At 33.5% G+C, this 25,471-nt stretch carries 38 protein-coding genes; 3 read left to right on the plus strand and 35 right to left on the minus strand.

Annotation, left to right across the window (positions count from 1 at the left end):
• Positions 1-26: 26 nt before the first annotated feature.
• A complete protein-coding gene (locus ACJJVO_RS08455; protein ID WP_405572857.1) occupies positions 27-1,313 on the minus strand; it encodes a citrate synthase in 1,287 nt (428 codons plus the stop codon).
• Positions 1,314-1,487: 174 nt separating this feature from the next.
• On the opposite strand from ACJJVO_RS08455, the gene ACJJVO_RS08460 reads away from it, so the two are divergent.
• On the plus strand, positions 1,488-2,246 hold the full coding sequence (locus tag ACJJVO_RS08460; protein WP_405572859.1) for a DUF481 domain-containing protein: 759 nt from the start codon (positions 1,488-1,490) through the stop codon (positions 2,244-2,246).
• A 63-nt stretch (positions 2,247-2,309) separates the two neighbouring features.
• Here ACJJVO_RS08460 and eno read toward each other — a convergent pair whose 3' ends face one another.
• The 34 genes from eno to rpsL form a co-directional block, all read right to left on the minus strand.
• A complete protein-coding gene (gene eno / locus ACJJVO_RS08465) occupies positions 2,310-3,605 on the minus strand; it encodes a phosphopyruvate hydratase (protein ID WP_405572861.1) in 1,296 nt (431 codons plus the stop codon).
• A gap of 153 nt (positions 3,606-3,758) precedes the next feature.
• Positions 3,759-4,862, minus strand: coding sequence for a glutamine-hydrolyzing carbamoyl-phosphate synthase small subunit (gene carA / locus ACJJVO_RS08470; protein WP_405572864.1), 1,104 nt, complete (start codon positions 4,860-4,862; stop codon positions 3,759-3,761).
• 360 nt (positions 4,863-5,222) lie between these two features.
• Positions 5,223-5,696: a 50S ribosomal protein L17 gene (rplQ, locus tag ACJJVO_RS08475; RefSeq protein WP_405572866.1), complete on the minus strand. Its 474-nt coding sequence runs from the start codon at positions 5,694-5,696 to the stop codon at positions 5,223-5,225.
• Between the two features lie 59 nt (positions 5,697-5,755).
• Positions 5,756-6,748 carry a DNA-directed RNA polymerase subunit alpha gene (locus tag ACJJVO_RS08480; RefSeq protein ID WP_115818534.1) on the minus strand — a complete coding sequence of 331 codons (993 nt, stop codon included), beginning with the start codon at positions 6,746-6,748 and terminating at the stop codon, positions 5,756-5,758.
• Positions 6,749-6,841: 93 nt separating this feature from the next.
• Positions 6,842-7,447, minus strand: coding sequence for a 30S ribosomal protein S4 (gene rpsD / locus ACJJVO_RS08485; RefSeq protein WP_405572869.1), 606 nt, complete (start codon positions 7,445-7,447; stop codon positions 6,842-6,844).
• Positions 7,448-7,663: 216 nt separating this feature from the next.
• Positions 7,664-8,047, minus strand: coding sequence for a 30S ribosomal protein S11 (rpsK, locus tag ACJJVO_RS08490; RefSeq protein WP_115818536.1), 384 nt, complete (start codon positions 8,045-8,047; stop codon positions 7,664-7,666).
• 102 nt (positions 8,048-8,149) lie between these two features.
• Positions 8,150-8,524, minus strand: a complete 375-nt coding sequence (rpsM, locus tag ACJJVO_RS08495; protein ID WP_115818537.1) for a 30S ribosomal protein S13 — start codon at positions 8,522-8,524, stop codon at positions 8,150-8,152.
• A 2-nt stretch (positions 8,525-8,526) separates the two neighbouring features.
• Positions 8,527-8,643, minus strand: a complete 117-nt coding sequence (gene ykgO, locus ACJJVO_RS08500) for a type B 50S ribosomal protein L36 (RefSeq protein ID WP_008269159.1) — start codon at positions 8,641-8,643, stop codon at positions 8,527-8,529.
• A 6-nt stretch (positions 8,644-8,649) separates the two neighbouring features.
• Positions 8,650-8,865, minus strand: a complete 216-nt coding sequence (gene infA / locus ACJJVO_RS08505) for a translation initiation factor IF-1 (protein WP_007094967.1) — start codon at positions 8,863-8,865, stop codon at positions 8,650-8,652.
• 77 nt (positions 8,866-8,942) lie between these two features.
• Positions 8,943-10,307, minus strand: coding sequence for a preprotein translocase subunit SecY (gene secY, locus ACJJVO_RS08510; RefSeq protein WP_405572875.1), 1,365 nt, complete (start codon positions 10,305-10,307; stop codon positions 8,943-8,945).
• 9 nt (positions 10,308-10,316) lie between these two features.
• Positions 10,317-10,769 (minus strand): 50S ribosomal protein L15, encoded by a 453-nt coding sequence (gene rplO / locus ACJJVO_RS08515; RefSeq protein WP_405572877.1) that lies wholly within the window; start codon positions 10,767-10,769, stop codon positions 10,317-10,319.
• Between the two features lie 15 nt (positions 10,770-10,784).
• On the minus strand, positions 10,785-10,964 hold the full coding sequence (gene rpmD / locus ACJJVO_RS08520; protein ID WP_115818540.1) for a 50S ribosomal protein L30: 180 nt from the start codon (positions 10,962-10,964) through the stop codon (positions 10,785-10,787).
• Positions 10,965-11,049: 85 nt separating this feature from the next.
• Positions 11,050-11,574: a 30S ribosomal protein S5 gene (gene rpsE, locus ACJJVO_RS08525; RefSeq protein ID WP_115818541.1), complete on the minus strand. Its 525-nt coding sequence runs from the start codon at positions 11,572-11,574 to the stop codon at positions 11,050-11,052.
• Between the two features lie 6 nt (positions 11,575-11,580).
• Positions 11,581-11,937 (minus strand): 50S ribosomal protein L18, encoded by a 357-nt coding sequence (gene rplR / locus ACJJVO_RS08530; RefSeq protein WP_405572880.1) that lies wholly within the window; start codon positions 11,935-11,937, stop codon positions 11,581-11,583.
• A 10-nt stretch (positions 11,938-11,947) separates the two neighbouring features.
• Positions 11,948-12,490, minus strand: a complete 543-nt coding sequence (gene rplF / locus ACJJVO_RS08535; RefSeq protein ID WP_405572882.1) for a 50S ribosomal protein L6 — start codon at positions 12,488-12,490, stop codon at positions 11,948-11,950.
• 12 nt (positions 12,491-12,502) lie between these two features.
• Positions 12,503-12,901, minus strand: a complete 399-nt coding sequence (gene rpsH / locus ACJJVO_RS08540) for a 30S ribosomal protein S8 (protein ID WP_405572885.1) — start codon at positions 12,899-12,901, stop codon at positions 12,503-12,505.
• A gap of 88 nt (positions 12,902-12,989) precedes the next feature.
• On the minus strand, positions 12,990-13,259 hold the full coding sequence (gene rpsN, locus ACJJVO_RS08545; protein ID WP_115818545.1) for a 30S ribosomal protein S14: 270 nt from the start codon (positions 13,257-13,259) through the stop codon (positions 12,990-12,992).
• Positions 13,260-13,261: 2 nt separating this feature from the next.
• On the minus strand, positions 13,262-13,813 hold the full coding sequence (gene rplE / locus ACJJVO_RS08550; RefSeq protein ID WP_115818546.1) for a 50S ribosomal protein L5: 552 nt from the start codon (positions 13,811-13,813) through the stop codon (positions 13,262-13,264).
• Positions 13,814-13,815: 2 nt separating this feature from the next.
• Positions 13,816-14,127: a 50S ribosomal protein L24 gene (rplX, locus tag ACJJVO_RS08555; RefSeq protein WP_405572888.1), complete on the minus strand. Its 312-nt coding sequence runs from the start codon at positions 14,125-14,127 to the stop codon at positions 13,816-13,818.
• 13 nt (positions 14,128-14,140) lie between these two features.
• Positions 14,141-14,509, minus strand: a complete 369-nt coding sequence (rplN, locus tag ACJJVO_RS08560) for a 50S ribosomal protein L14 (protein ID WP_115818548.1) — start codon at positions 14,507-14,509, stop codon at positions 14,141-14,143.
• Positions 14,510-14,511: 2 nt separating this feature from the next.
• Positions 14,512-14,769, minus strand: coding sequence for a 30S ribosomal protein S17 (gene rpsQ, locus ACJJVO_RS08565; RefSeq protein ID WP_040756784.1), 258 nt, complete (start codon positions 14,767-14,769; stop codon positions 14,512-14,514).
• 17 nt (positions 14,770-14,786) lie between these two features.
• A complete protein-coding gene (rpmC, locus tag ACJJVO_RS08570; protein ID WP_092469499.1) occupies positions 14,787-14,978 on the minus strand; it encodes a 50S ribosomal protein L29 in 192 nt (63 codons plus the stop codon).
• 12 nt (positions 14,979-14,990) lie between these two features.
• Positions 14,991-15,410 (minus strand): 50S ribosomal protein L16, encoded by a 420-nt coding sequence (gene rplP / locus ACJJVO_RS08575; protein WP_115818550.1) that lies wholly within the window; start codon positions 15,408-15,410, stop codon positions 14,991-14,993.
• Positions 15,411-15,430: 20 nt separating this feature from the next.
• Positions 15,431-16,147, minus strand: coding sequence for a 30S ribosomal protein S3 (rpsC, locus tag ACJJVO_RS08580; protein ID WP_115818551.1), 717 nt, complete (start codon positions 16,145-16,147; stop codon positions 15,431-15,433).
• A gap of 3 nt (positions 16,148-16,150) precedes the next feature.
• Positions 16,151-16,558 carry a 50S ribosomal protein L22 gene (rplV, locus tag ACJJVO_RS08585; protein WP_405572894.1) on the minus strand — a complete coding sequence of 136 codons (408 nt, stop codon included), beginning with the start codon at positions 16,556-16,558 and terminating at the stop codon, positions 16,151-16,153.
• Between the two features lie 5 nt (positions 16,559-16,563).
• Positions 16,564-16,842 (minus strand): 30S ribosomal protein S19, encoded by a 279-nt coding sequence (rpsS, locus tag ACJJVO_RS08590; RefSeq protein WP_020897652.1) that lies wholly within the window; start codon positions 16,840-16,842, stop codon positions 16,564-16,566.
• Positions 16,843-16,852: 10 nt separating this feature from the next.
• Positions 16,853-17,680, minus strand: a complete 828-nt coding sequence (gene rplB, locus ACJJVO_RS08595; protein WP_405572897.1) for a 50S ribosomal protein L2 — start codon at positions 17,678-17,680, stop codon at positions 16,853-16,855.
• A gap of 12 nt (positions 17,681-17,692) precedes the next feature.
• Positions 17,693-17,983, minus strand: a complete 291-nt coding sequence (gene rplW, locus ACJJVO_RS08600) for a 50S ribosomal protein L23 (RefSeq protein WP_299111751.1) — start codon at positions 17,981-17,983, stop codon at positions 17,693-17,695.
• Positions 17,984-17,988: 5 nt separating this feature from the next.
• The gene (gene rplD, locus ACJJVO_RS08605; RefSeq protein WP_405572900.1) at positions 17,989-18,618 is read right to left on the minus strand and encodes a 50S ribosomal protein L4; all 630 of its coding nucleotides are present in this window, start codon (positions 18,616-18,618) and stop codon (positions 17,989-17,991) included.
• Positions 18,618-19,235, minus strand: a complete 618-nt coding sequence (gene rplC, locus ACJJVO_RS08610; protein WP_405572902.1) for a 50S ribosomal protein L3 — start codon at positions 19,233-19,235, stop codon at positions 18,618-18,620. Before rplC ends, rplD begins: the two co-directional genes overlap by 1 nt.
• 173 nt (positions 19,236-19,408) lie before the next feature.
• A complete protein-coding gene (gene rpsJ / locus ACJJVO_RS08615; protein WP_007650482.1) occupies positions 19,409-19,714 on the minus strand; it encodes a 30S ribosomal protein S10 in 306 nt (101 codons plus the stop codon).
• A gap of 12 nt (positions 19,715-19,726) precedes the next feature.
• A complete protein-coding gene (gene fusA / locus ACJJVO_RS08620; RefSeq protein ID WP_405572905.1) occupies positions 19,727-21,853 on the minus strand; it encodes an elongation factor G in 2,127 nt (708 codons plus the stop codon).
• A gap of 3 nt (positions 21,854-21,856) precedes the next feature.
• Positions 21,857-22,333: a 30S ribosomal protein S7 gene (gene rpsG, locus ACJJVO_RS08625; protein WP_405572908.1), complete on the minus strand. Its 477-nt coding sequence runs from the start codon at positions 22,331-22,333 to the stop codon at positions 21,857-21,859.
• 22 nt (positions 22,334-22,355) lie between these two features.
• Positions 22,356-22,730, minus strand: a complete 375-nt coding sequence (gene rpsL / locus ACJJVO_RS08630; RefSeq protein WP_019386263.1) for a 30S ribosomal protein S12 — start codon at positions 22,728-22,730, stop codon at positions 22,356-22,358.
• Positions 22,731-22,916: 186 nt separating this feature from the next.
• Between rpsL and ACJJVO_RS08635 the strand changes: the two genes are divergently transcribed.
• Together ACJJVO_RS08635 and rlmB are read left to right on the plus strand one after the other, a co-directional pair.
• Complete coding sequence (locus ACJJVO_RS08635; protein ID WP_405572912.1) at positions 22,917-24,596, plus strand: BamA/TamA family outer membrane protein; 1,680 nt, start codon at positions 22,917-22,919, stop codon at positions 24,594-24,596.
• Between the two features lie 117 nt (positions 24,597-24,713).
• Positions 24,714-25,448, plus strand: coding sequence for a 23S rRNA (guanosine(2251)-2'-O)-methyltransferase RlmB (gene rlmB / locus ACJJVO_RS08640; RefSeq protein WP_405572914.1), 735 nt, complete (start codon positions 24,714-24,716; stop codon positions 25,446-25,448).
• Positions 25,449-25,471 lie beyond the last annotated feature (23 nt).

The following is a 25,471-nucleotide window of genomic DNA, read 5'->3' on the forward strand; positions in this document are numbered from 1 at the left end:
AGCTTTTATAGAAATATTATAATAATTTATCTCTTATCAATTGTTGAAAAAGGTCTATATGTTTCACCAATATATAACTGTCTAGGACGACCAATTGGCTCTTTACGTGAACGCATTTCCTTCCACTGTGCTATCCAACCTGGTAAACGTCCTAATGCAAACATAACAGTGAACATTTCTACAGGAATTCCCATAGCTCTATAAATGATACCAGAATAGAAATCTACATTTGGATATAATTTTCTATCTACAAAATATGGATCTTCTAAAGCTTCTTTTGCTAAACCTTTGGCGATATCTAAAATAGGGTCTTCTATACCTAAATCTGCTAATACATCTTCTGCTGCTTGCTTAATAATAAGTGCTCTAGGATCAAAGTTTTTGTAAACTCTATGACCAAATCCCATTAAACGGAAAGGATCATTTTTATCCTTTGCCTTAGCCATATATTTTTTAGTATCTCCACCATCTGCTTTTATGGCTTCTAACATTTCTAAAACAGCTTGATTAGCTCCTCCATGCAATGGTCCCCAGAGTGCAGAGATACCAGAAGCAAGTGATACAAAAAGTCCGGCATGCGATGAACCTGTAATTCTCACTGTAGATGTAGAACAATTTTGCTCATGATCTGCATGTAAAATTAAAAGTTTATTTAAAGCGCTTACCAAAATTGGATTCTGAACGTAATCACCATTTGGGCTTTTAAACATCATTTTCAGGATATTTTCAACATAACCTAATTTGTCATCACCATATTCTAGTGGTAAACCTTGTTTTTTACGCATAGTCCAAGCCACAATAACAGGGAATTTACCTAAAATTGTTACTATAGAATTATACATAGCTTCTTCTGATGCTACATATACAGAAGATGGGTAAAATGCAGTAAGCGCACTAGTTAATGAAGATAAAACACCCATTGGATGTGCTGATTTTGGAAAAGCATCTAATATCTTTTTTAAATCATCATCTACAACTGAATGCGACTTTATATCTTCATGAAACTTATCTAATGTTTCTTTATTTGGTAACTCCCCAAAAATAAGTAGATAAACGACCTCCAAAAAGCTAGCATTTTCAGCAAGTTCTTCAATAGAATAGCCTCTATACCTCAAGATACCTTTTTCACCATCTAGAAAAGTAATAGCGCTTTCGCAACTTCCAGTGTTCTTATAACCTGGATCTAAAGTAATAACACCTTCTGTTTCACCTCTTAAACTTTTTATATCAATAGCGACTTCTTGTTCTGTTCCAATTATAATTGGGAACTCATACTTTTCACCATTAATTTCTAATATAGCTTTATCTGACATATTTTCTTTTCGGATTTTAATAATTTATAAGGAATGTAAATTTACGAAATATCAAACGATTTCGAAAGTAGATTTATAACCGTTTTAACATTTAAAAATAGAAGTTTAGAAATGCTACTATTTTTAAACCTTTAAGCTAAAAAATCGAACTATTTTTGCATTTATTTACGCATTATGAAACACTTTATTTTATTTGTTTTTTTTTCAATTCTAGGTTACCATATTAATTATGCTCAAATTGTAAATGTAGAATCATTAAGACGCGTTTCTGATACATCTAAATGGTCTGGAGCGACAAACTTAGATATTGGACTTATAAAAAACACAAAATCTATTTTTAAAATCAGCAATAAAATAAGACTTCAGTACAACACATATAAGAACTTGTATTTGTTTGTGAATGACCTTAAATTAGATAAAATTGAAGGTAATTCATTTGTAAATAAAGGGATACAGCATATAAGATATAATAGAAAAATTTTAAACCGCTTAAAGCTAGAGGTCTTTGTTCAAAGTCAATACGATGCTATTTCTGATATAAAATTTCGAGGATTATTGGGTATTGGACCACGTTTTAAACTCTCAAAAAGTGATAAATATAGACTTTATTTAGGCACACTCTTTATGTTTGAACATGAAGAAGCTTCGGAAGATTCCATAAAAATACTAAGAGATTTCAGAGGCAGTACATACTTTTCTTGTAGTTTATATCCTTTAGAAAATATATCTTTAGTAAGTACAACATATTACCAACCATTATTGAAGCAATTTTCTGATTTTAGAATTTCTAATGAAACGTCTATTGGTATTAAAGTATTGAAAAACTTACTCTTTAAAACGACGTTTACTTATAATTTTGATGCAAACCCTATTATTGGTATTCCTAAAACACAGTATGAATTAACAAATGGTATTGTTTATACGTTTGATTAAACGCAAAAAACCATCTAAAAATTAAATTTTAGATGGTTTAGTATTTATAATAAGTTTGAAAACTTATGCTTTTACTTTAAAAGCATTTGCTCCAGGAAAATAAGCAACACTTCCTAATTCTTCTTCGATACGTAATAACTGGTTGTACTTAGCCATACGATCACTACGAGAAGCAGAACCTGTTTTTATTTGTCCACAGTTTAATGCTACAGCTAAATCTGCAATAGTATTATCTTCTGTTTCACCAGATCTATGAGACATTACAGTGGTGTAACCAGCATTTTTAGCCATATTAACAGCAGCTATAGTTTCCGTTAAAGAACCAATTTGGTTTACTTTAATAAGAATTGAATTAGCAATACCTTCTTTGATACCTCTAGCTAAACGCTCTACATTAGTAACAAATAAATCATCACCTACTAATTGTACTGTATCTCCAATTAATTCAGTAAGGTATTTAGTTCCTTCCCAGTCATTTTCATCCATTCCATCTTCAATAGAGATAATTGGATATTTCTTAGTTAATTCAGCTAAATATTCAGCTTGTTCTTTTGAATTTCTAATAACACCTTTATCACCTTCAAATTTAGTGTAATCATATTTTCCATCTACAAAAAATTCAGCAGAAGCACAATCTAAAGCAATTTTGATTTCATCACCAAATGTATAACCTGCTTTTTCAACAGCTTTTTTAATGGTATCTAATGCATCTTCTGTTCCGCCTGGTAAGTTTGGTGCAAAACCACCTTCATCACCTACTGCAGTACTTAAATTTCTATCGTGTAATACCTTTTTAAGATTGTGGAAAATCTCAGTTCCCATTTGCATTGCTTGTGTAAAGTTTTTTGCTTTTACAGGCATAATCATAAATTCTTGAAATGCAATAGGTGCATCACTATGAGAACCACCATTAATGATATTCATCATTGGTAATGGTAAAGTATTGGCAGAAACACCACCTACGTATCTGTATAATGGCATGCCTAATTCATTAGCAGCTGCTTTAGCAACAGCTAAAGAAACACCTAATATTGCATTAGCTCCTAATTTTGATTTGTTTGGAGTACCATCTAATTCGATCATCATTTGGTCAATAGCGTTTTGTTCAAAAACAGAAACACCTAATAACTCTTGAGCAATCGCAGAGTTTACATTTTCAACGGCTTTTAATACTCCTTTTCCCATGTAAGTATCTCCACCATCACGTAATTCAACAGCTTCATGTTCTCCTGTAGATGCACCAGATGGCACTGCTGCTCTACCCATAATACCGTTTTCTGTTGTAACATCAACTTCTACTGTTGGATTCCCTCTAGAATCAAATATTTGTCTCGCGTGTAAATTGATTATAATGCTCATTTTTATATTATTTTTAATGTTGATTTCTTATCAAATTTACGAAATTCTACAGCGCAAAACATAACAAAAATCATATTTCCTATTAATATTTACTATAATGTTTTCGTAACTAAAAAAACGCAATAAAAGAGCTATTTTATTGCGTTTTTGTTATTATTTATTTTTAATATTATGTAAAAATTGATCAAATAGATATAATGAATCATTTGGACCAGGACTTGCTTCTGGATGATACTGGACTGAGAAACAGTTTTTGTCTTTTATTTTTATTCCGGCAACGGTATCATCGTTTAAATGCACATGAGTAATCTCTACATTACTATTAGCTTCGGTTTCTTCTCTATTAATAGCAAATCCATGATTTTGAGAGGTAATTTCACCTTTACCTGTAATTAAGTTCTTTACAGGGTGATTGATACCTCTATGACCATTATGCATTTTATAAGTTGAAATTCCATTAGCTAAAGCAATAACCTGATGTCCTAAACAGATCCCAAATAATGGTTTATTTTTTGCAATAATTTCTTTAGCCAAATTAATAGCATCTACTAATGGTTCTGGATCACCAGGTCCATTAGATAAAAAATAACCATCTGGATTAAATGCTTCTAATTCTTCGAACTTTGCATTATATGGAAATACTTTAACGTAAGCATCTCTACTAACTAAATTTCTAAGGATATTCTTCTTTATACCAATATCTAAAGCCGCAATTTTATAAGTTGCATTTTCGTTACCTACAAAATAAGGCTCTTTGGTAGATACTTTAGATGCTAATTCTAAACCTTTCATTGAAGGTAATTCCGCTAATTGTTGCTTTAGTGTTTCTAATTTATCGATTTCTGTAGTAATTACAGCATTCATTGCTCCATTATCTCTAATGTAGCTCACCAACGCTCTAGTATCTACATCTGCAATGGCTAATGTATTATGTTTATCAAAGAACTCTTCTAAGGAAGCATCTGCTGCTGGTCTTGAATAATTAAAGCTGAAATTTTTACAAATTAATCCTGCTATTTTAACATCCTCAGATTCACTTTCTATCTCCTTAGTTCCGTAATTTCCAATATGAGCATTGGTGGTTACCATAAGTTGACCATAATAAGAAGGATCGGTGAATATTTCTTGATAACCGGTTGTACCAGTATTAAAACAAACTTCACCAAAAGCAGAACCATCTTTTCCTATGGACTTACCATGAAAAATTGTTCCGTCTGCTAAAAGAATAAGGGCTTTTTTTCTTTGTTTGTATTTCATTGTTGTTGCGTTGAATCGTTTATAGCTATTAAACCGATGTTTTTACTTATTTTACTATAGGTTATTTACAACCTTATTTGTTTGCGTTAGTGATTGAACGGTTTGTTTGAGCTCCTCGCAGAGAGCGAGTAGTGAAAGCGCGACCGAATAAGTTTTCTTAAAAACTTGTTGGGTAACGCCCAAATCGTTATTCTAAACTTTGCAAAAGTCCAAAAAAAAAGGATAAACTGAAACAGTCTATCCTTTATATTTATCAATGCTTATTAACACTCGATAATCGAGATTTAAATAAAACTAAAAACGTCTTCAAATTTTTATCATTAATGATGTTAAATTCTATTCGTTTTTTTGCTTGCATTTTTATTCTTCTTCGTTTGAAGCTTTAGTCTCCACTGGTGGAGTTGTAGTAGCTTTACTACCACCTCTTCTACTTCTACGAGTTGTTTTCTTAGGTGCTTTACCTGCATTATAGATTTCGTTGTAATCAACTAATTCTATCATTGCCATATCAGCGTTATCACCTAATCTGTTTCCTAATTTAATGATACGTGTATAACCACCTGGACGATCACCTATCTTTTGTGCTACATCTCTAAACAATTCAGTTACAGCTTCCGTTTGTCTTAGCTTAGCCATTACAATACGTCTGTTGTGAGTTGTATCTGTCTTTGATTTTGTAATCATAGGCTCTACAAACTGCTTTAAAGCTTTTGCCTTGGCAACGGTAGTGTTAATACGCTTGTGCTCTATTAAAGAACAAGCCATATTTGCTAGCATTGCTTTTCTGTGTGCTGTTTGTCTACCTAAGTGATTGAATTTTTTTCCGTGTCTCATGACATTTGTTTTATCATCTTGCTACTAAACTCGTAAATCGAGGAGCAAAATATGATTAATTAATCTTTATCTAATTTATATTTACTTAAGTCCATTCCGAAGTTTAACCCTTTAACGTTTACTAGTTCTTCTAGCTCAGTTAAAGACTTCTTACCGAAGTTTCTGAATTTCATTAAATCATTTTTATTGAATGATACTAAGTCACCTAAAGTATCTACTTCTGCAGCTTTTAAACAATTAAGTGCACGTACAGAAAGATCCATATCAACTAATTTAGTTTTCAATAGTTGTCTCATGTGAAGTGATTCTTCATCATAAGTTTCAGTTTGTGCTATTTCATCAGCTTCTAAAGTGATACGCTCATCTGAGAATAACATGAAGTGGTGAATTAATATTTTAGCAGCTTCTGTTAAAGCGTCTTTAGGATTGATTGATCCGTCAGTTTGAATTTCGAAAACTAATTTTTCGTAATCCGTTTTTTGCTCTACACGGAAGTTTTCAATAGCATACTTTACATTCTTTATAGGTGTAAAAATTGAATCTGTAAAGATGGTTCCGATTGGTGCTGAAGCTTTCTTATTTTCTTCTGCAGGAACGTAACCTCTTCCTTTTTCAATAGTTAATTCCATATTGATGTTTACTTTAGGATCTAAGTTACAGATTACTAAATCTGTATTTAATACTTGGAAACCAGAAATAAACTTCTGAAAATCACCAGCTGTAATTTGATTTTGTCCTGAGATAGAGATTGTAACGGTTTCGTTATCAATTTCATCTATTTGACGCTTAAAGTTTACTTGCTTTAAGTTTAAAATCATTTCAGTAACATCTTCAACTACACCTGAAATTGTAGAAAACTCATGATCTACACCTTCTATTCTAACTGAAGTTATTGCAAAACCTTCTAAAGAAGATAATAATACTCTTCTTAAAGCATTACCTACTGTTAATCCGTATCCTGGTTCTAAAGGTCTAAATTCAAACTTACCTTCAAAATCAGTAGAATCAATCATGATTACTTTATCTGGTTTCTGAAAATTTAATATTGCCATATTGTCTTCGTTTTAATTGTTATTTGGTTGCGCGATTTAAAAGTTTGAAGAAGTCTAATAAAACCTTTGGCCAAATACCAATATAATTAATTATTATTTAGAGTAAAGTTCAACGATAAATTGCTCGTTGATTTGTTCTGGAATTTGAATTCTCGCAGGTACAGCAACATAAGTTCCTTCCATTGATCCTGTATTCCAAGTAATCCATTCAAATACATTACTAGAGTTAGACAATGAATTTTGAATAGCTTCTAAAGATTTAGATTTTTCTCTTACACCTACAACATCTCCAGCTTTTAATTGGTAAGAAGGAATATTCACTTTTTCACCGTTTACTGTAATATGTCTGTGAGAAACTAATTGTCTAGCACCACTTCTTGTTGGAGCAATACCCATTCTGAAAACAACGTTATCTAAACGAGATTCACATAATTGAAGTAAAACCTCACCAGTAATACCTTGAGCAGCAGTTGCTCTTTTGAACATGTTTCTGAATTGCTTTTCTAATATACCATAAGTATATTTTGCTTTTTGCTTCTCCATTAATTGGATAGCATATTCAGATTTTTTACCACGACGACGTGTGTTACCATGTTGTCCTGGTGGATAATTTCTTTTTTCGAAGGCTTTATCGTCTCCGAAGATAGCTTGTCCGAATTTACGAGCTATTTTAGTTTTAGGACCAGTATATCTTGCCATTTTAAATTGTTTTTTAAGAGTGATAAATGAATTAAGGTCTTAATCTTATCCTTCAAGAATCGTTGATCTCTTATTAATACTTGTTAATATTTTTCAGTTTGCAAATTTATACAAAATAAACTAATATCAGCACATAAATGTGTGATATTAGTTTATTTGATAATTTTACTAAGTGTTTCTAACTGAAATTAGTTAGAAACCTATATAGAATTTAGATTAAACTCTACGTCTTTTTGGTGGACGACAACCGTTATGTGGCATTGGAGTAACATCAATAATTTCTGAAACTTCAATTCCTGCATTATGTATAGATCTGATAGCAGATTCTCTACCATTACCAGGACCTTTAACATATGCTTTCACTTTCTTTAATCCAGCTTCTTTCGCTACACCTGCAGCATCTTCTGCAGCTAATTGTGCAGCATATGGTGTGTTCTTTTTAGAACCTCTAAAACCCATTTTACCTGCTGATGACCAAGAAATAACGTCACCTTTTTTGTTTGTTAAAGAAATAATGATATTGTTGAAAGATGCTGTTATATGAGCCTCTCCAATTGCATCAACAATTACTTTACGTTTTTTAGTACTTGACTTTGCCATGTTTACTTTTAGTTTTTAGTATTAGTTTATAGTCGCTAGAATCCTAAACCGTTAAATTTCAAACAGATTCTTTCCAACGTCTAATAGACTAAAGACTATTTATTATTTAGTTACTTTTTTCTTATTAGCAACCGTTTTTCTTCTACCTTTTCTTGTACGAGAGTTATTCTTAGTACGTTGTCCTCTTAAAGGAAGACCAGATCTATGACGAATACCTCTGTAACATCCAATATCCATTAATCGCTTAATGTTCATTTGGATTTCAGAACGTAATTCACCTTCAATCTTAAAAGTACCAACCACGTCACGGATAGCTCCGATTTCATCATCAGTCCAATCTTGTACTTTAGTACTTTCGTCAACTTTAGCCTCAGCTAAAATTTCTTTCGCTCTACTTCTACCTACTCCGTAGATATAAGTTAAAGAGATCACTCCTCTTTTTTGTTTTGGTATGTCTACACCTGCAATTCTTGCCATATTTACCCTTGTCTTTGTTTGAATCTAGGATTCTTTTTGTTAATGACGTAAAGTCTACCTTTTCTGCGCACTAACTTACAGTCTGCGCTTCTTTTCTTTACTGATGCTCTTACTTTCATCGTGTATTAGTATCTATAGGTTATGCGAGCCTTCGTTAAATCGTAAGGACTCATTTCTAATTTTACTTTATCTCCTGGTAAAAGTTTAATATAATGCATACGCATCTTACCAGAGATATGTGCGGTCACAATATGACCATTTTCTAATTCAACACGAAACATAGCATTTGATAATGCTTCTATTATTGTTCCGTCTTGTTCTATTGCTGCTTGTTTTGCCATAATATATTTTTAGTATTCAATCCTCAATAAGCAAATACCTTGCCTAACTTAAGATTGAGATCTAAATTTGATTCATCTTATTGCGCCACCGCTTTTCTGTTCTTACCCGTTTTCATAAGGCCATCATAATGCTTATTCAATAAATAAGAATTAATTTGTTGCATTGTATCAATAGCAACACCAACCATAATTAAAAGTGATGTACCACCAAAGAATAATGCCCAACCTTGCTGCACATCCATTAACTTATGAACGAACGCTGGAAAAATAGCCACTAAAGCTAAAAATATAGAACCAGGCAATGTTATTTGTGACATAATTTTATCTAAATACTCAGAAGTTTCAGAGCCTGGACGAATGCCTGGAATAAATCCACCACTACGTTTTAAATCATCTGCCATCTTATTGGTAGGTACAGTAATTGCCGTATAAAAATATGTAAATACAATAATTAATAAAGCAAATACAAAATTATACCAAAAACCAAACATATCAGAAAAATTAGATTGCATCCAAACTCCTGTACTTGTATCTTTTAACCATGATGAACTACCAATTAAATTAGGAACAAACATAATAGCTTGAGCAAAGATGATTGGCATAACACCTGAAGCATTCAATTTTAATGGTAAAAACTGACGTGAACCAAATACATTCTTTTCATAACCACCAGATGCCGTTCTCCTTGCGTATTGCACAGCGACTTTTCTAACAGCCATCACTAAGAATACAGCTGCTAATATGATTACAAACCATATTACCATCTCTATTAATATCATCATAAATCCTCCATTACCACCTTCTAATCTAGAATACATATTCTGAACAAAAGATTGAGGTAAAGTTGCAATGATACCTACCATAATTAATAACGAGATACCATTTCCTATACCTTTATCAGTAATTTTCTCACCTAACCACATTGCAAATACACAACCAGTTACAAGAATTACTACTGAAGAGAAATAGAATATGCTTTCATTAAAACCAGGTACTAACATAGAACTGATTGAAGATGCTCCAGATAATGAAGGTATAGTTGCTAAATATCCTGGAGCTTGTACTAGACAAATTCCGATAGTTAACCAACGTGTAATTTGCGTGATTTTCTTTTGACCACTAGCTCCTTCTTTCTGAAGTTTTTGTAGATAAGGAATCGCAATACCCATTAACTGAACCACAATGGAAGCCGAAATGTAAGGCATAATACCCAACGCAAATACAGACGCATTAGCAAATGCACCACCTGTAAAGGCATTTAACAATCCTAATATACCAGTTGATGTTCCAGCTTGCAAACCACCTAAAGCTTCGATATTAATACCCGGTAAAACTACTTGAGCACCAAAACGATAAACCAAAAGCAAACCTAAGGTTAGAATAATTCTATCCTTAAGTTCTGTGATTTTCCAAACGTTTTTTAATGTTTCTATTATTTTCATCCTATAATCTTATAAAGTTACAGCTTCACCACCAGCAGCTTCAATAGCAGCCTTTGCTGTAGCAGTAAATTTATGAGCAGTTACAGTTAATTTTGATTTTAACTCTCCTCTACCTAAGATTTTTACTAGCTCGCTTTTACCAACTAATCCCATAGATAATAAAGATTCAAAATCAACGCTATCCTTAATTTTCTTTTCATCTACTAACTTTTGTAAAGTATCTAAGTTTACACCTTGATAATCTACTCTGTTAATATTTGTAAATCCAAATTTAGGAACACGTCTTTGTAATGGCATTTGACCACCTTCAAATCCTAATTTCTTAGAATAACCTGAACGAGACTTTGCTCCTTTGTGACCACGTGTTGCCGTACCACCTTTACCAGATCCTTGTCCACGTCCAATACGCTTTCCTTGATTTTTTACTGAACCTTCTGCAGGTTTTAAATTACTTAAATCCATTGTTAAGTTATATTTTTAAGCTTCTTCAACAGAAACTAAATGTTCAACTTTCTTCACCATACCAAGGATACTTGATGTAGCGTCGTGCTCTACTACTTGACCAATCTTTTTTAAACCTAAAGCTTGTAATGTAAGCTTCTGTCTCTTAGTACGATTGATTGCACTCTTTACTTTCTTTACTTTAATCTTTGCCATTTTGCTTAGTTTATTAGTTGTTAGTATTTAGTCGTTAGAAATTAAAAAAAACCGACGTCTAAACACTAAAGACTAAAGTCTATATTTATCCGTTAAATACTTTTTCAAGTGAAATTCCACGTTCTTTAGCTACAGCCTTAGCATCTCTTAATTGTAATAAAGCATCAAAAGTTGCTTTTACCACATTATGAGGATTTGAAGAACCTTGAGACTTAGATAATACATCATGTACACCTACTGCTTCAAGTACAATTCTCACTGCACCACCTGCAATTACACCTGTACCAGGTGCTGCTGGAATTATATTTACTCTTGCTCCACCGTATTTTCCTTTTTGCTCATGAGGAATAGTACCTTTAAGAATAGGAATTCTAACTAAGTTTTTCTTAGCATCTTCTACAGCTTTAGCAATTGCAGTAGCAACATCTTTAGATTTACCTAAACCTTGTCCTACTACATTTGTTTCGTCACCTACAACAACAATTGCAGAAAAACCAAATGCTCTACCACCTTTTGTTACTTTAGTTACACGCTGAACGCCAACTAAGCGATCTTTTAATTCTAATCCGCCTGGTTTAACAAGCTCTGCGTTTTTATATTTTTGATACATAATGTCTTAAAATTTAAGTCCTGCTTCTCTAGCACCTTCTGCTAATGATTTTACTCTTCCGTGATATAAGTAACCACCTCTATCAAAAGAAATAGTCTCAACACCAGCTTTCATAGCCTTTTCTGCTACAGATTTACCAACTAAAGTAGCAACTTCTGTTTTGTTACCTTTAGCCTTAGCAATATCCTTATCTCTTGAAGATGCAGCAGCTAAAGTTTTACCAGTTACATCATCTACGAGTTGAGCATAAATTTCTTTATTACTTCTAAAAACAGCTAATCTTGGTTTTGTTTCAGTACCAGATACTACCTTACGGATTCTGCTTTTAATTCTTAATCTTCTTTCGTTCTTTGTCAATGCCATAACTTAATTATTAAGCTGATTTACCTGCTTTTCTTCTAATTTCTTCACCAACAAACTTAATACCTTTTCCTTTGTAAGGTTCAGGTCTTCTAAAGCCACGTATTTTCGCTGCAACTTGTCCAACCAATTGTTTGTCAAAAGACGTTAATTTAACTCTTGGATTTTTACCTTTTTCTGAAATTGTCTCAACTGTTACTTCTGGAGCAATATCCAAAACAATATTATGAGAAAATCCTACGGCTAAATCTAATTTTTGTCCTTGATTAGACGCTCTATAACCTACACCAACCATTTCTAGTTCTTTGGTCCAACCTTTAGAAACACCTTCTATCATATTAGCAATTAATGCTCTATAAAGACCATGTTTTGCTCTTAAATCTTTCTTATCAGAAGAACGCTCTAATGTAATAGTACCGTCTTCTACTTTAATTTCAATCTCTGAATACTCTTGAGTTAATTCACCAAGTTTACCTTTAGCGGTAATCATGTTGTCTTTAATCTCAACTGTTACACCTTCAGGAACTGTTATTGGGTTTTTACCTATTCTTGACATAATTTCCTGTTTTTAGTATACGTAACATAATACTTCTCCACCAACATTTTCTCTTTGCGCTTGTTTACCTGTCATCACACCGTGAGACGTAGAAACAATTGCAATACCTAAACCATTAAGGATTCTTGGCATTTCGTTAGAAGAGGCGTACTTACGTAAACCTGGTTTACTGATTCTTTGAATTTTTTTAATGACAGACTCTTTAGTGTCTTTGTTATATTTCAAAGCGATTTTAATCGTACCTTGAACTGAAGCGTCATCAAATTTATAACTTAAAATAAAGCCCTGATCGAACAATATTTTAGTTATTTCTTTTTTTAAGTTAGATGCAGGAATTTCAACCACTCTGTGATTTGCGTTAACTGCATTTCTAACTCGCGTTAAATAATCCGCAATAGGATCTGTATACATATTTATTAATTTGCGGTAGCGGTTTTCGACACTATTGCCAAACCTGAAACCAATTTATAATCTTTTTTAAACGTAATAAACTACGCTCTTACCAACTAGCTTTCTTCACACCAGGAATTAAACCTTGGTTAGCCATTTCTCTAAACATTACACGAGAAATTCCAAATTGTCTCATGTAACCTTTTGGTCTTCCTGTAAGTTTACAACGGTTGTGCTGACGTATAGGAGATGCATTTTTTGGTAATTTCTGTAATGCTTCATAATCGCCAGCTTCTTTTAAAGCTTTACGTTTTTCTGCATACTTAGCTACCGTTTTAGAACGCTTCACCTCACGGGCTTTCATTGATTCTTTAGCCATAATTAATTCTTTTTAAAAGGTAATCCTAATTCTGTTAATAAAGACTTCGCTTCCTTATCTGTATCAGCAGAAGTCACAAATGTAATATCCATTCCTGAGATTTTATTGATTTTATCAATATCAATTTCCGGAAAAATGATTTGTTCTACAACACCTAAGTTATAATTTCCACGTCCATCAAAACCTGTAGCTTTAATTCCGTTAAAATCTCTAACACGTGGTAAAGCTGAAGTTACCAAACGATCTAAGAACTCATACATTTGCTCACCTCTTAACGTTACTTTGGCACCAATAGGCATCCCTTTACGTAATTTAAACGACGCAACATCCTTTTTAGACATTGTGTGTATAGCTTTCTGGCCAGATATTTTTGTAAGTTCTTCTATTGCGTGATCGATTAATTTCTTATCCGCAACAGCTGCACCAACACCCTTAGATATTACTATCTTAGTAAGTTTAGGTACCTGCATTACATTTTTATATCCAAATTCTTCTGTAAGAGCAGGAACAACTTTGTCCTTATACTCTTGTTTTAATCTTGCAACGTAAGCCATAATTAAATTACTTCATTAGATTTTTTTGAAAATCTTACTTTATTATCACCATCCATTTTGTAACCTACTCTAGTTGTCTCTCCTTTCGAAGTTAACAATGATAAGTTTGAAATATGAATAGATGCTTCTTTCTCTACAATTCCACCTTGAGGGCTTTGTGCACTTGGTTTAGTATGTTTCTTAACCATGTTTACGCCTTCTACAATGGCTCTGTTCTTATCTATTAATACCTTAAGTACCTTACCTTCTGATCCTTTATGATCACCAGCAATTATTTGTACTGTATCTCCTGATTTTATTTTAAGCTTTGTCATCTTTGTTTATCAATTAAAGCACTTCTGGTGCCAATGATACAATTTTCATGAATTGTTTATCACGAAGTTCTCTAGCTACAGGTCCAAAAACACGTGTTCCTCTCATTTCCCCTTGAGGATTTAATAAAACACATGCGTTATCGTCAAATCTAATGTAAGATCCATCTGGACGTCTTACCTCTTTAGCCGTACGAACAACAACTGCTGTAGAAACAGCACCTTTTTTAATAGCTCCATTAGGTGTAGCATCTTTTACAGCAACTACAATTTTATCTCCTACAGAAGCATACCTTCTTTTAGTTCCTCCAAGTACACGGATGGTTAAAACCTCCTTTGCACCAGTGTTATCAGCTACTTTTAATCTTGATTCTTGTTGTAACATAATTACTTCGCTCTTTCAATTATTTCTACTAATCTCCAACATTTAGATTTACTCAAAGGTCGTGTTTCCATGATCTTTACAGTATCTCCTTCGTTGCAGTCGTTTGTCTCATCGTGTGCGACATATTTCTTAGTCTTTAACACGAATTTACCATACATAGGGTGTTTTACCTTCTTAACTTCAGATACAACAATAGATTTCTCCATTTTGTTACTAGTTACGATCCCTATACGTTCTTTTCTTAAGTTTCTTTTTTCCATCTTTCAGCAGAATACAATTATTGTACGTCTCTTTTTGTTAATTCCGTTGCCACTCTAGCTACTGTGCGACGTGCAACTCGTAACTGAATAGGGTTATCCAAAGGAGAAATAGTATGAGCCATTTTAAGGTCTGTATAACTCTTTTTAGATTCACTAAGTTTCTCTTGTAACTCAGCTATTGAAAGCTGTTTAATTTCTGATTGCTTCATAATATTTTTCTATTAAGCTTCGTAATCTCTAGCTATGATAAACTTAGTTTTTATCGGAAGTTTCTGAGCTGCCAAACGAAGTGCTTCTTGAGCAGTTTCTAATGGTACTCCACTTATTTCAAATAACATACGACCTGGTTTCACCACTGCTGCCCAATATTCTACGGCACCTTTACCTTTACCCATACGTACTTCAAGAGGTTTCTTTGTGATAGGCTTGTCTGGAAATATTTTAATCCATAACGATCCTTCTCTTTTCATGTAACGTGTAGCTGCAATACGTGCTGCTTCTATTTGACGTGCAGTTATAAAAGTCGATTCTAAAGATTTAATACCGAAAGTACCATTTGATAACAAATGACCTCTTCCCGCATTACCTTTCATACGTCCTTTTTGCTGCTTACGAAATTTTGTTCTTTTAGGCTGTAACATTTTTCCTTTTCTTTAAAAAATTACTTTCTACGACGAGATTGGTTCTTGTTTCCTCCACGTCCACCTTTACCTTTTTGTTTAGCTAAGCCAACCAATGGAGATAATTCTCTTTTACCATATACTTCGCCTTTCATTATCCAAACTTTGATGCCCAATCTACCATAAGTAGTATGTGCTTCTACTAAAGCATAATCAATATCAGCTCTAAATGTAGATAATGGAATACGTCCTTCTTTATAATGCTCTGATCGTGCCATTTCAGCACCATTTAAACGACCACTAATCTGAATTTTTATACCTTCAGCATTCATACGGATAGAAGCTGCAATTGCCATTTTAATAGCACGTCTGTAAGAAATTCTACTTTCAATCTGACGAGCAACACTTGCTGCAACTAAAAATGCATCTAGCTCAGGTCTTTTAATTTCAAAGATGTTCAATTGAACTTCTTTTCCAGTAATCTTTTTAAGCTCTTCTTTTAACTTATCTACCTCTTGACCACCTTTTCCGATAATAATACCAGGTCTTGCAGTTGTGATAGTAACGGTTACAAGTTTAAGCGTACGCTCAATAATTACTCTACTTACACTAGCTTTAGATAGACGAGCATGAATATACTTTCTAATCTTATCGTCTTCGGCAAGTTTATCACCGTAATCATTTCCTCCGTACCAGTTAGATTCCCATCCTCTAATAATTCCTAAGCGATTTCCGATTGGATTTGTCTTTTGTCCCATATCTTAGCTTTGTGTTTTATTTATTGCATCTACAACCACTGTTACGTGATTAGATCTTTTTCTAATTCTATGTGCTCTACCTTGAGGTGCTGGACGCAATCTCTTTAACATAGAACCACCATCTACTCTAATTTCTTTGATAAACAATTTAGCCTCTTCAACATCAGAATCTTCGTTTTTAGCTTGCCAGTTTGCAATTGCAGACATTACAAGTTTCTCTAAACGACGTGACGCTTCTTTTTGACTAAACCTAAGAATCTGAAGAGCTTGCTCTGCCTTTTTACCTCTTACTAAATCCGCAACTAAACGCATTTTCCTTGGAGATGTAGGACAGTTATTTAGCTTTGCAAAAGCAACCTGCTTTTTCTCCGCTTTAATAGCTTCCGCCATTTGTTTTTTACGACTTCCCATGATTCTTATTTTTTACCTTTATTCTTAGCACCTGCATGACCTCTAAAAGATCTTGTCGGTGAAAATTCGCCTAATTTATGACCTACCATATTTTCAGTAACAAATACTGGAACAAATTGACGACCGTTATGAACTGCTATAGTCTGCCCAACGAAATCCGGAGATATCATTGAGGCTCTAGACCAAGTTTTAATTACCGTCTTTTTGTTAGAAGCTACATTTTCAGCAACTTTCTTATCTAATTTATAGTGGATATAAGGTCCTTTTTTTAATGAACGTGCCATACTATCTTAATTATTTCTTTCTACGTTCTACAATATACTTATTACTCGATTTTGTCTTAGAACGTGTTCTAAATCCTTTAGCAGGAATACCGTTTCTAGACCTTGGATGACCACCTGAAGATTTACCTTCACCACCACCCATTGGGTGATCGACTGGGTTCATCACTACTGGTCTTACTCTTGGACGTCTTCCTAACCATCTACTTCTACCAGCTTTACCTGACACAAGTAATTGATGATCTGAATTTGAAATCGCACCAATAGTAGCCATACAAGTAATTAAGATCATTCTTGTTTCACCAGATGGCAACTTTACAGTAGCAAATTTATCACCTCTTGCCATTAATTGAGCAAATGCACCAGCACTACGAGCCATAACAGCTCCTTGACCAGGACGTAACTCAATGCATGAGATAATTGTTCCTAAAGGTATTTCACTTAACGGCATTGCGTTTCCTATTTCTGGAGCAATACCAGTTTCACCAGCTACAATATTTTGACCTACTTGCAAACCATTTTGTGCGATAACATAACGTTTCTCGCCATCTTGATAGTTTAACAACGCAATAAATGCTGTTCTGTTCGGATCGTATTCAATTGTCTTAACTTCTGCAGGAATTCCCGCTTTGTTACGTTTGAAATCGATAATACGATAACGTTTCTTATGACCACCACCTAATTGGCGCATAGTCATTTTTCCTCGACTGTTTCTACCACCAGATCTCTTTTTCGGAGCAAGCAAGCTTTTCTCCGGCTTATCAGTAGTAATGGCGTCAAATCCATTAACTACTCTAAATCGCTGACCTGATGTGATTGGTTTTAATTTTCTTACTGACATTAATGTCTAAAATTACATGTTAGTGTATAAATCTATTACTTCACCTTCCGCCAGTTGTACAATTGCCTTTTTAACAGCATTTGTTTTACCATGTTGAATACCTGTCTTTGTATGACGAGTTCTTCTTTCTGGACGGACATTAATTGTACGAACTTTTTCTACAGAAACTCCATAAGCAGCTTCAACTGCTTTTTTGATTTCTACCTTGTTCGCCTTTGGATTCACTTGAAATGCAAATGCATTCAACGACTCACTTTGCATGGTCGCCTTTTCTGTGATTATAGGTTTTATTAAGATACTCATCTGTTCTATTTACTTAAATTCGATTCAATTCCTTCTAATGCACTTTCAATTAGAATCACTTTATTAGCATTCATAATTTTATAAGTGCTTAATTCAGAGGCTGTTATAACTTCCGAACCTTTAAAATTGCGTGAGGACAAATATACATTATTATTTGTACCACCCAACACAATAAGAGATTTTTTGTTTTCTACCTCTAAAGCCTTTAAAACATCTACAAAATTCTTAGTCTTTGGTGACTCAAAATTGAAATCCTCCATTACTAAAATTGATTTGTCATTTGCTTTAATAGTTAGTGCAGATCTACGTGCTAATCGTTTTACAGTTTTGTTTAATTTAAAACCATAATTTCTTGGTCTAGGACCAAACATACGACCACCACCTCTAAATACACCAGACTTAATACTACCTGCTCTCGCAGTACCAGTACCTTTCTGTTTTTTAATCTTACGTGTACTTCCAGAGATTTCTGCTCTTTCCTTAGCCTTATGAGTCCCTTGTCTTTGATTTGCTAAGTATTGCTTAACATCTAAATAGACAGCGTGATTATTTGGCTCTATAGCGAATACGTCTTTAGAAAGCTCAGCTTGTCTACCCGTATCTTTTCCGTTTATATCTAAAACTGCTACCTTCATTACTTCTCGATGATTACATAAGAATTTTTGTGACCAGGAACACATCCTTTTACCACAAGTAAGTTCTTTTCAGCAACTACTTTGTAAATTCTTAAATTTTGAACTTTTACTGTTTCGCCACCCATTCTTCCGGCCATCTTCATTCCTTTGAATACTCTCGCAGGATAAGATGCTGCACCAATAGAACCTGGAGCTCTTAAACGGTTATGTTGACCATGCGTTGCTTGACCTACACCACCGAAACCGTGACGTTTTACTACACCTTGAAAACCTTTACCTTTAGAAGTACCTGCGACATCCACAAATTCTCCTTCAATAAATTGTTCTACTGTAATAGCATCACCTAATTTGTACTCCTTATCAAAACCTTTGAATTCAACAACTTTGCGTTTTACAGAAGTACCCGCTTTTTTAGCATGACCTAAGTCTGCTTTAGTAGCGCTTTTTTCTGTCGCGTCATCGAAACCTAATTGAAGGGCTGAATAACCATCCACTTCTTCAGTTCTGACTTGGGTAACGATACATGGTCCAGCTTCGATTACTGTACAAGGAATGTTCTTCCCATTTTCATCGAAAATGCTGGTCATACCGATTTTTTTTCCAATTAACCCAGACATAATTTTTTGTTTTTATTGTGACAACTCGCGAATTGTCATCTTTTGTTTTTTTCGGGACAACTCGCGAATTGTCCATGTGTATATAAAATTCAAGGCCGAAAATACGTTTCAGCCTTGAATTGTATTTTTACCGTTTTTCCCTCGCTCGCAGCTCAGGACATGTTAATTTCTAATTACACTTTAATCTCAACTTCCACTCCACTTGGTAATTCAAGTTTCATTAAAGCATCAATTGTTTTAGAAGATGAAGAGTAAATATCTAATAATCTCTTGTAAGAGCTTAATTGAAATTGTTCTCTAGATTTCTTATTTACGTGTGGTGAACGTAATACAGTAAATATTTTTTTGTGTGTTGGTAATGGAATTGGTCCTGTTACTACTGCACCTGTACTTTTTACTGTTTTTACAATCTTATCAGCAGACTTATCTACTAAGTTATGATCGTAAGACTTTAATTTTATTCTAATTTTTTGACTCATTTTCTTAACTTTTTAAGATTCTTCTCCTTTAGCTGCTTTAATTACGTCTGCGGACACGTTTGCTGGAGTTTCAGCATAGTGTGAAAATTCCATTGTTGATGTTGCTCTACCTGAAGATAATGTTCTTAATGTAGTAACATAACCAAACATTTCAGAAAGCGGTACTGTTGCTTTAATTGTCTTTGCACCTGCACGGTCTCCCATACCTTCCATCATACCACGTCTTCTATTTAAATCACCTACAATATCACCCATGTTTTCTTCTGGTGTAATCACCTCAAGTTTCATGATAGGTTCCATTATAACCGCTTTAGCCGCTTTTGCAGAATTTTTAAATCCTAATTTAGCTGCCAATTCGAAAGATAACTGATCAGAATCGACATCGTGATAAGATCCATCTCTCAATGTCACTTTCATTGCATCTACTTCGAAACCAGCTAATGGTCCATTTTGCATAGCCATTTTAAATCCTTTTTCAATTGAAGGGATAAATTCTTTAGGAACATTACCACCTTTAATAACAGATTCAAACTGTAATCCTATAGCACCTTCATCTGCTGGCTCAATCGTAAATACGATATCAGCAAATTTACCACGACCACCAGATTGTTTCTTATAAACCTCTCTATGATCCGCAGATTGTGTAATAGCTTCTTTATATTCAACTTGTGGTTGACCTTGGTTAACCTCTACATTAAATTCTCTTTTTAAACGATCTACAATTACATCTAAGTGTAACTCACCCATTCCAGAAATAATAGTCTGTCCTGAAGCCTCGTCTGAACGCACAGTAAATGTTGGATCTTCTTCAGCTAACTTAGCTAAGCCCATACCTAATTTATCTACATCTGCTTTAGTCTTAGGCTCAACTGCTATACCAATTACTGGATCAGGAAAGTCCATAGATTCTAAAATAATAGGATGCTTTTCATCTGTAAGGGTATCTCCTGTTTTAATAGATTTAAATCCAACAGCAGCTCCGATATCACCAGCTTCTATATATTCAATTGCATTTTGCTTATTTGCGTGCATTTGATAGATACGAGAAATACGTTCTTTCTTACCTGAACGGTTATTCAAAACATATGATCCTGCATCCAAACGACCAGAATATGCTCTAAAGAATGCTAAACGACCAACAAAAGGATCTGTAGCAATTTTAAATGCTAGAGCAGCGAAAGGCTCCTTTACATCTGGCTTACGAATTTCTTCTTGATCAGTATCAGGATTCATACCTACGATACCTTCCTTATCTACTGGAGAAGGCAAATAACGACATACTGCATCCAATAAGAACTGTACACCTTTATTTTTAAAAGCAGAACCACAAATCATAGGAATGATAGCCATATCCATTACAGCAGCTCTAAGCGCAGCATGCACTTCTTCTTCTGTAATAGAATCCTCATCTTCCATGAACTTCTCTAGTAAATTCTCATCATAACTAGCAACTTCCTCAATAAGTAGTGCTCTATATTTTTTAGCTTCAGCTTTAAGCTCTTCTGGTATTTCAATAACATCAAAAGTCGCCCCTTGAGTTTCATCATGCCATACAATAGCTCTATTCTTTACTAAATCTATAATACCTTTAAAGTCATTTTCATCACCAATGTTTAAAACAATTGGCACTGCATTAGACTTCAACATATCTTTTACTTGCTGACAAACACCTAAGAAGTCAGATCCCTGACGGTCCATTTTGTTAACGAAACCAATTCTTGGAACTTTATAATTATCAGCTAATCTCCAGTTAGTTTCAGATTGTGGCTCAACACCATCAACTGCACTAAATAAGAATACTAAACCATCAAGTACACGTAATGAACGGTTTACTTCAACCGTAAAATCAACGTGACCAGGTGTATCAATTATATTAAAATGATACCCTTTAGTTTCTGGTGTTGGTTCTCCATTTTCAATTGGAAACTTCCATGTACAAGTTGTTGCAGCAGAAGTAATTGTAATACCTCTTTCTTGCTCTTGCTCCATCCAATCCATTGTTGCAGCACCATCATGCACTTCACCAATCTTATGAGAAACTCCCGTATAATAAAGAACACGTTCTGTAGTTGTGGTTTTACCAGCATCAATATGCGCGGCAATACCTATATTTCTTGTGAATTTTAAATCTCTTGCCATTTCTTAAAATCTAAAGTGTGAGAATGCTTTGTTTGCTTCCGCCATTTTGTGCGTATCCATTCTTTTCTTAACGGCAGCACCTTCTTCTTTAGCCGCAGCTAAAACTTCCGAAGCCAAACGTTGCGCCATAGATTTTTCGTTTCTTTTACGTGAAAAGCTAATTAACCATTTCATCGCAGTCGAAACCTTACGATCTGGACGAATTTGCATTGGAATCTGGAATGTAGCACCACCAACACGACGACTACGTACTTCTACGTGAGGCATAACGTTAGATAAAGCTTCTTTCCAAATTTCTAAAGCTGTTTTTTCGTCATCATTCTTTTTCTCTTCAACAATATCAATTGCATCATAGAATACTTTAAAAGCGATAGACTTCTTACCGTCCCACATCATCATGTTAACAAAACGTGTTACTAACTGATCATTAAATCTTGGATCTGGTAAAAGCGGTCTCTTTTTTGCTGCTCTTTTTCTCATGTCTTCTTCTTAAAGTTTTAAATTACTTCTTAGGGCGTTTTGCACCATACTTAGATCTACGTTGTGTTCTTCCTGATACACCTGCTGTATCTAAAGCACCACGAACGATGTGATATCTAACTCCTGGCAAATCTTTTACCCTTCCACCTCTAACCAATACTATCGAGTGCTCTTGTAAATTGTGACCTTCTCCACCAATGTATGCATTTACTTCGTTTCCGTTTGTTAAACGAACCCTTGCTACCTTACGCATTGCTGAGTTAGGTTTCTTAGGTGTAGTTGTATAAACACGAGTACATACACCACGTCTTTGAGGACACGAATCTAAAGCAGCCGATTTACTCTTCTTGGTTATTTTGGCTCTTCCTTTTCGTACTAATTGTGAAATTGTTGGCATATATTTCTATATAAAATTTTATTAACCCTCACTTTTGAGGGCTGCAAAGGTAGAAATTAATATCTATAATTCAAACAGTTGTGAATTAATTTTTCAAAGAATTACAAACTTTTTTTTTAGTCCTATATATTATACCCTATTTTTACGTTACTATAAGGCCTATACCAATTAGTGAAAATACAAATTTTGAGACGAATTATTTTTTTTGCTTTAATTTTAGTTTTATCAAATCAAAGCTACACACAGTCAATTAACCTAAGTATTGTTGGAGAAAACCAAGATGCTACAAAAATTATTGATTCAATTAATTACAAAAAAAATCACACCAATTATAATGACCTTCAAAACGAAATCAATCGTTTAAAAATAAAATTGACCAAGGATGGCTATATTGATACTTCTATAAAAAATATACACAAACAGAACGATTCACTTTTTGAAGCGCAATTTATATTAGGTAAAAGAATCAATAAAATTAGAATTTATTATGATTCTGGCTTTAACACAGAATATCTAACAACAACAAAGCATTTAAAAGACACTAATTTCTTTGAATTAAAAATAACAGAATTAGAAAGTCAATTAAAACTCTTAAACTCTAGAATTGCAGAACAAGGTGATCCGTTTTCTACATTACAGCTCATTAATATTTCAAAGTTAAGTTCTGATTTAATTTCCGCAGATTTAAAAATTGTTACTAACCAAAAAAGGCGAATTGATAAGATTATAATAAAAGGTTATGAGAAGTTTCCTAAATCTTACATTAAACGTTTTATGAAGTTGAAGACAGGAAAATCTTTTAACTTAAATGCTATTAAAGAAAAGGTTGAACTTCTAGAAGAATTACGATTTGCAAGTAAAATTAAAGATCCCGAAGTTCTTTTTACTCAAGATTCCACAACATTATATTTATATATTGAAAAAACTAAAACCAATAATTTTGATGGATTTCTAGGTTTTGGCACTAACGAAAACACCAATAAAATAGAATTTGATGGTTATTTAGATTTAAGACTTATTAATAACCTTAATTATGGAGAAACATTAAACCTTTTTTATAAAAGCGACGAAATAGATCAACAAACCTTTAAAGTTGATGTTGATTTGCCTTATTTGTTTGCTTCTCCTGTTGGACTTCAAGTTGGCTTAAATATTTTCAGAAAAGATTCTACATTTTTAAACGCCAAACAATATGCGAAAATTAACTATCAGATTAATGCACAGCATAAAATTGGTATCGGGTTAAACTCAACAACCTCTACCAATTTATTAGAAAACGACACAGATATTTTAAACGATTATACTTCAAATTACTATACCCTTCATTACAATTATACCAAACCTCAATTTTATGACCCTTTGTTTCCTATTAATTTTTGGTTTGATTTTTCTTCAGGTATTGGGAATAGAAATAATGATATAGGTAAAGAAAAACAAAGTGTCTTTAATGTAGATGCTTATAAAATTTTCAACCTCAACAATAAAAATAGTTTTTATATGAGACTTAATGGAGCCACATTAACTTCTGATGATTACCTAGACAATGAATTATTTCGTTTTGGAGGCATCAACTCTATTCGTGGATTTGAAGAAAATAGTTTGGTTGCTAATTTATATGGTGTAGTTAGCACCGAATACAGATATCGTCTTAGCAATAGTATTTATGTACATTCTGTTATAGATGCTGCATATTTTGAAAACAAGCTAACTGAAAGTAAAGAGAAACTATATGGTTTTGGTTTTGGATTAGGCTTATTAACTAATGCTGGACTCTTTCGTTTAAATTATTCTAGCGGTAAGACAAAAGATAGACCTTTTAAATTATCCGATTCTAAAGTTCATGTGAGTTTAACTGCTACTTTTTAAATCTGTTTCTATACCTTTGCTCCAATTAAATCCATAATGGATATTTTAGTCAATCATGGTGATTATACCATAAATTAGCTAGAACAATAATCTTTTGAATTAGCATATATTATATAGATGGAAAAAGAAACCACAATTTTTGGCATTAGAGCAATTATAGAAGCTATAAAATCTAATGAAACTATCGATAAGGTTTTTATGCAAAAAGGTCTTCAAGGTGAATTATTTAGAGAATTAGAACAATTAATTCGTACTGAAGGCATCAATTCATCATATGTACCTGTTGAAAAGCTTAATCGCTTAACGCGTGGTAACCATCAAGGGGCTGTGGCTCAAATTTCACCTATAGCTTTTCATGACATTGATGACTTAGTAATGGGTGTTATTGAATCTGGCAAAACTCCCTTGTTCTTATTATTAGATCAACTAAGCGATGTCAGAAATTTTGGTGCTATTGTTAGAACGGCAGAATGTACAGGTGTTAATGGTATTATCATTCAGAAAAAAGGTGGAGCCCCTATAAATGGAGATACTATTAAAACAAGTGCAGGTGCTATTTTTAAGATGCCTATTTGTAAAGTAGATCATATAAAAGATGCTGTTTTTCATATGCAGTCTTCCGGAATAAGAGTGATTGCGGCAACAGAAAAAGCTCAACACTTTTTATATGATGTCTCTTTTAAAGAACCATGTGCTATAATTATGGGTTCTGAAGGAAGAGGTATAAATCCATCGGTTTTAAAAGTAGTAGACGACCAAGCAAAACTTCCTATTTTAGGTGAAATAGAATCCTTAAATGTTTCTGTGGCTTGTGGCGCTTTTTTGTACGAGGCGGTTAGACAACGTCAATAACGTAGCACCCACCTTAAATAGGT

The sequence above is a fragment of the Winogradskyella sp. Asnod2-B02-A genome, assembly GCF_045063645.1.
Classification (GTDB): Bacteria; Bacteroidota; Bacteroidia; order Flavobacteriales; family Flavobacteriaceae; genus Winogradskyella.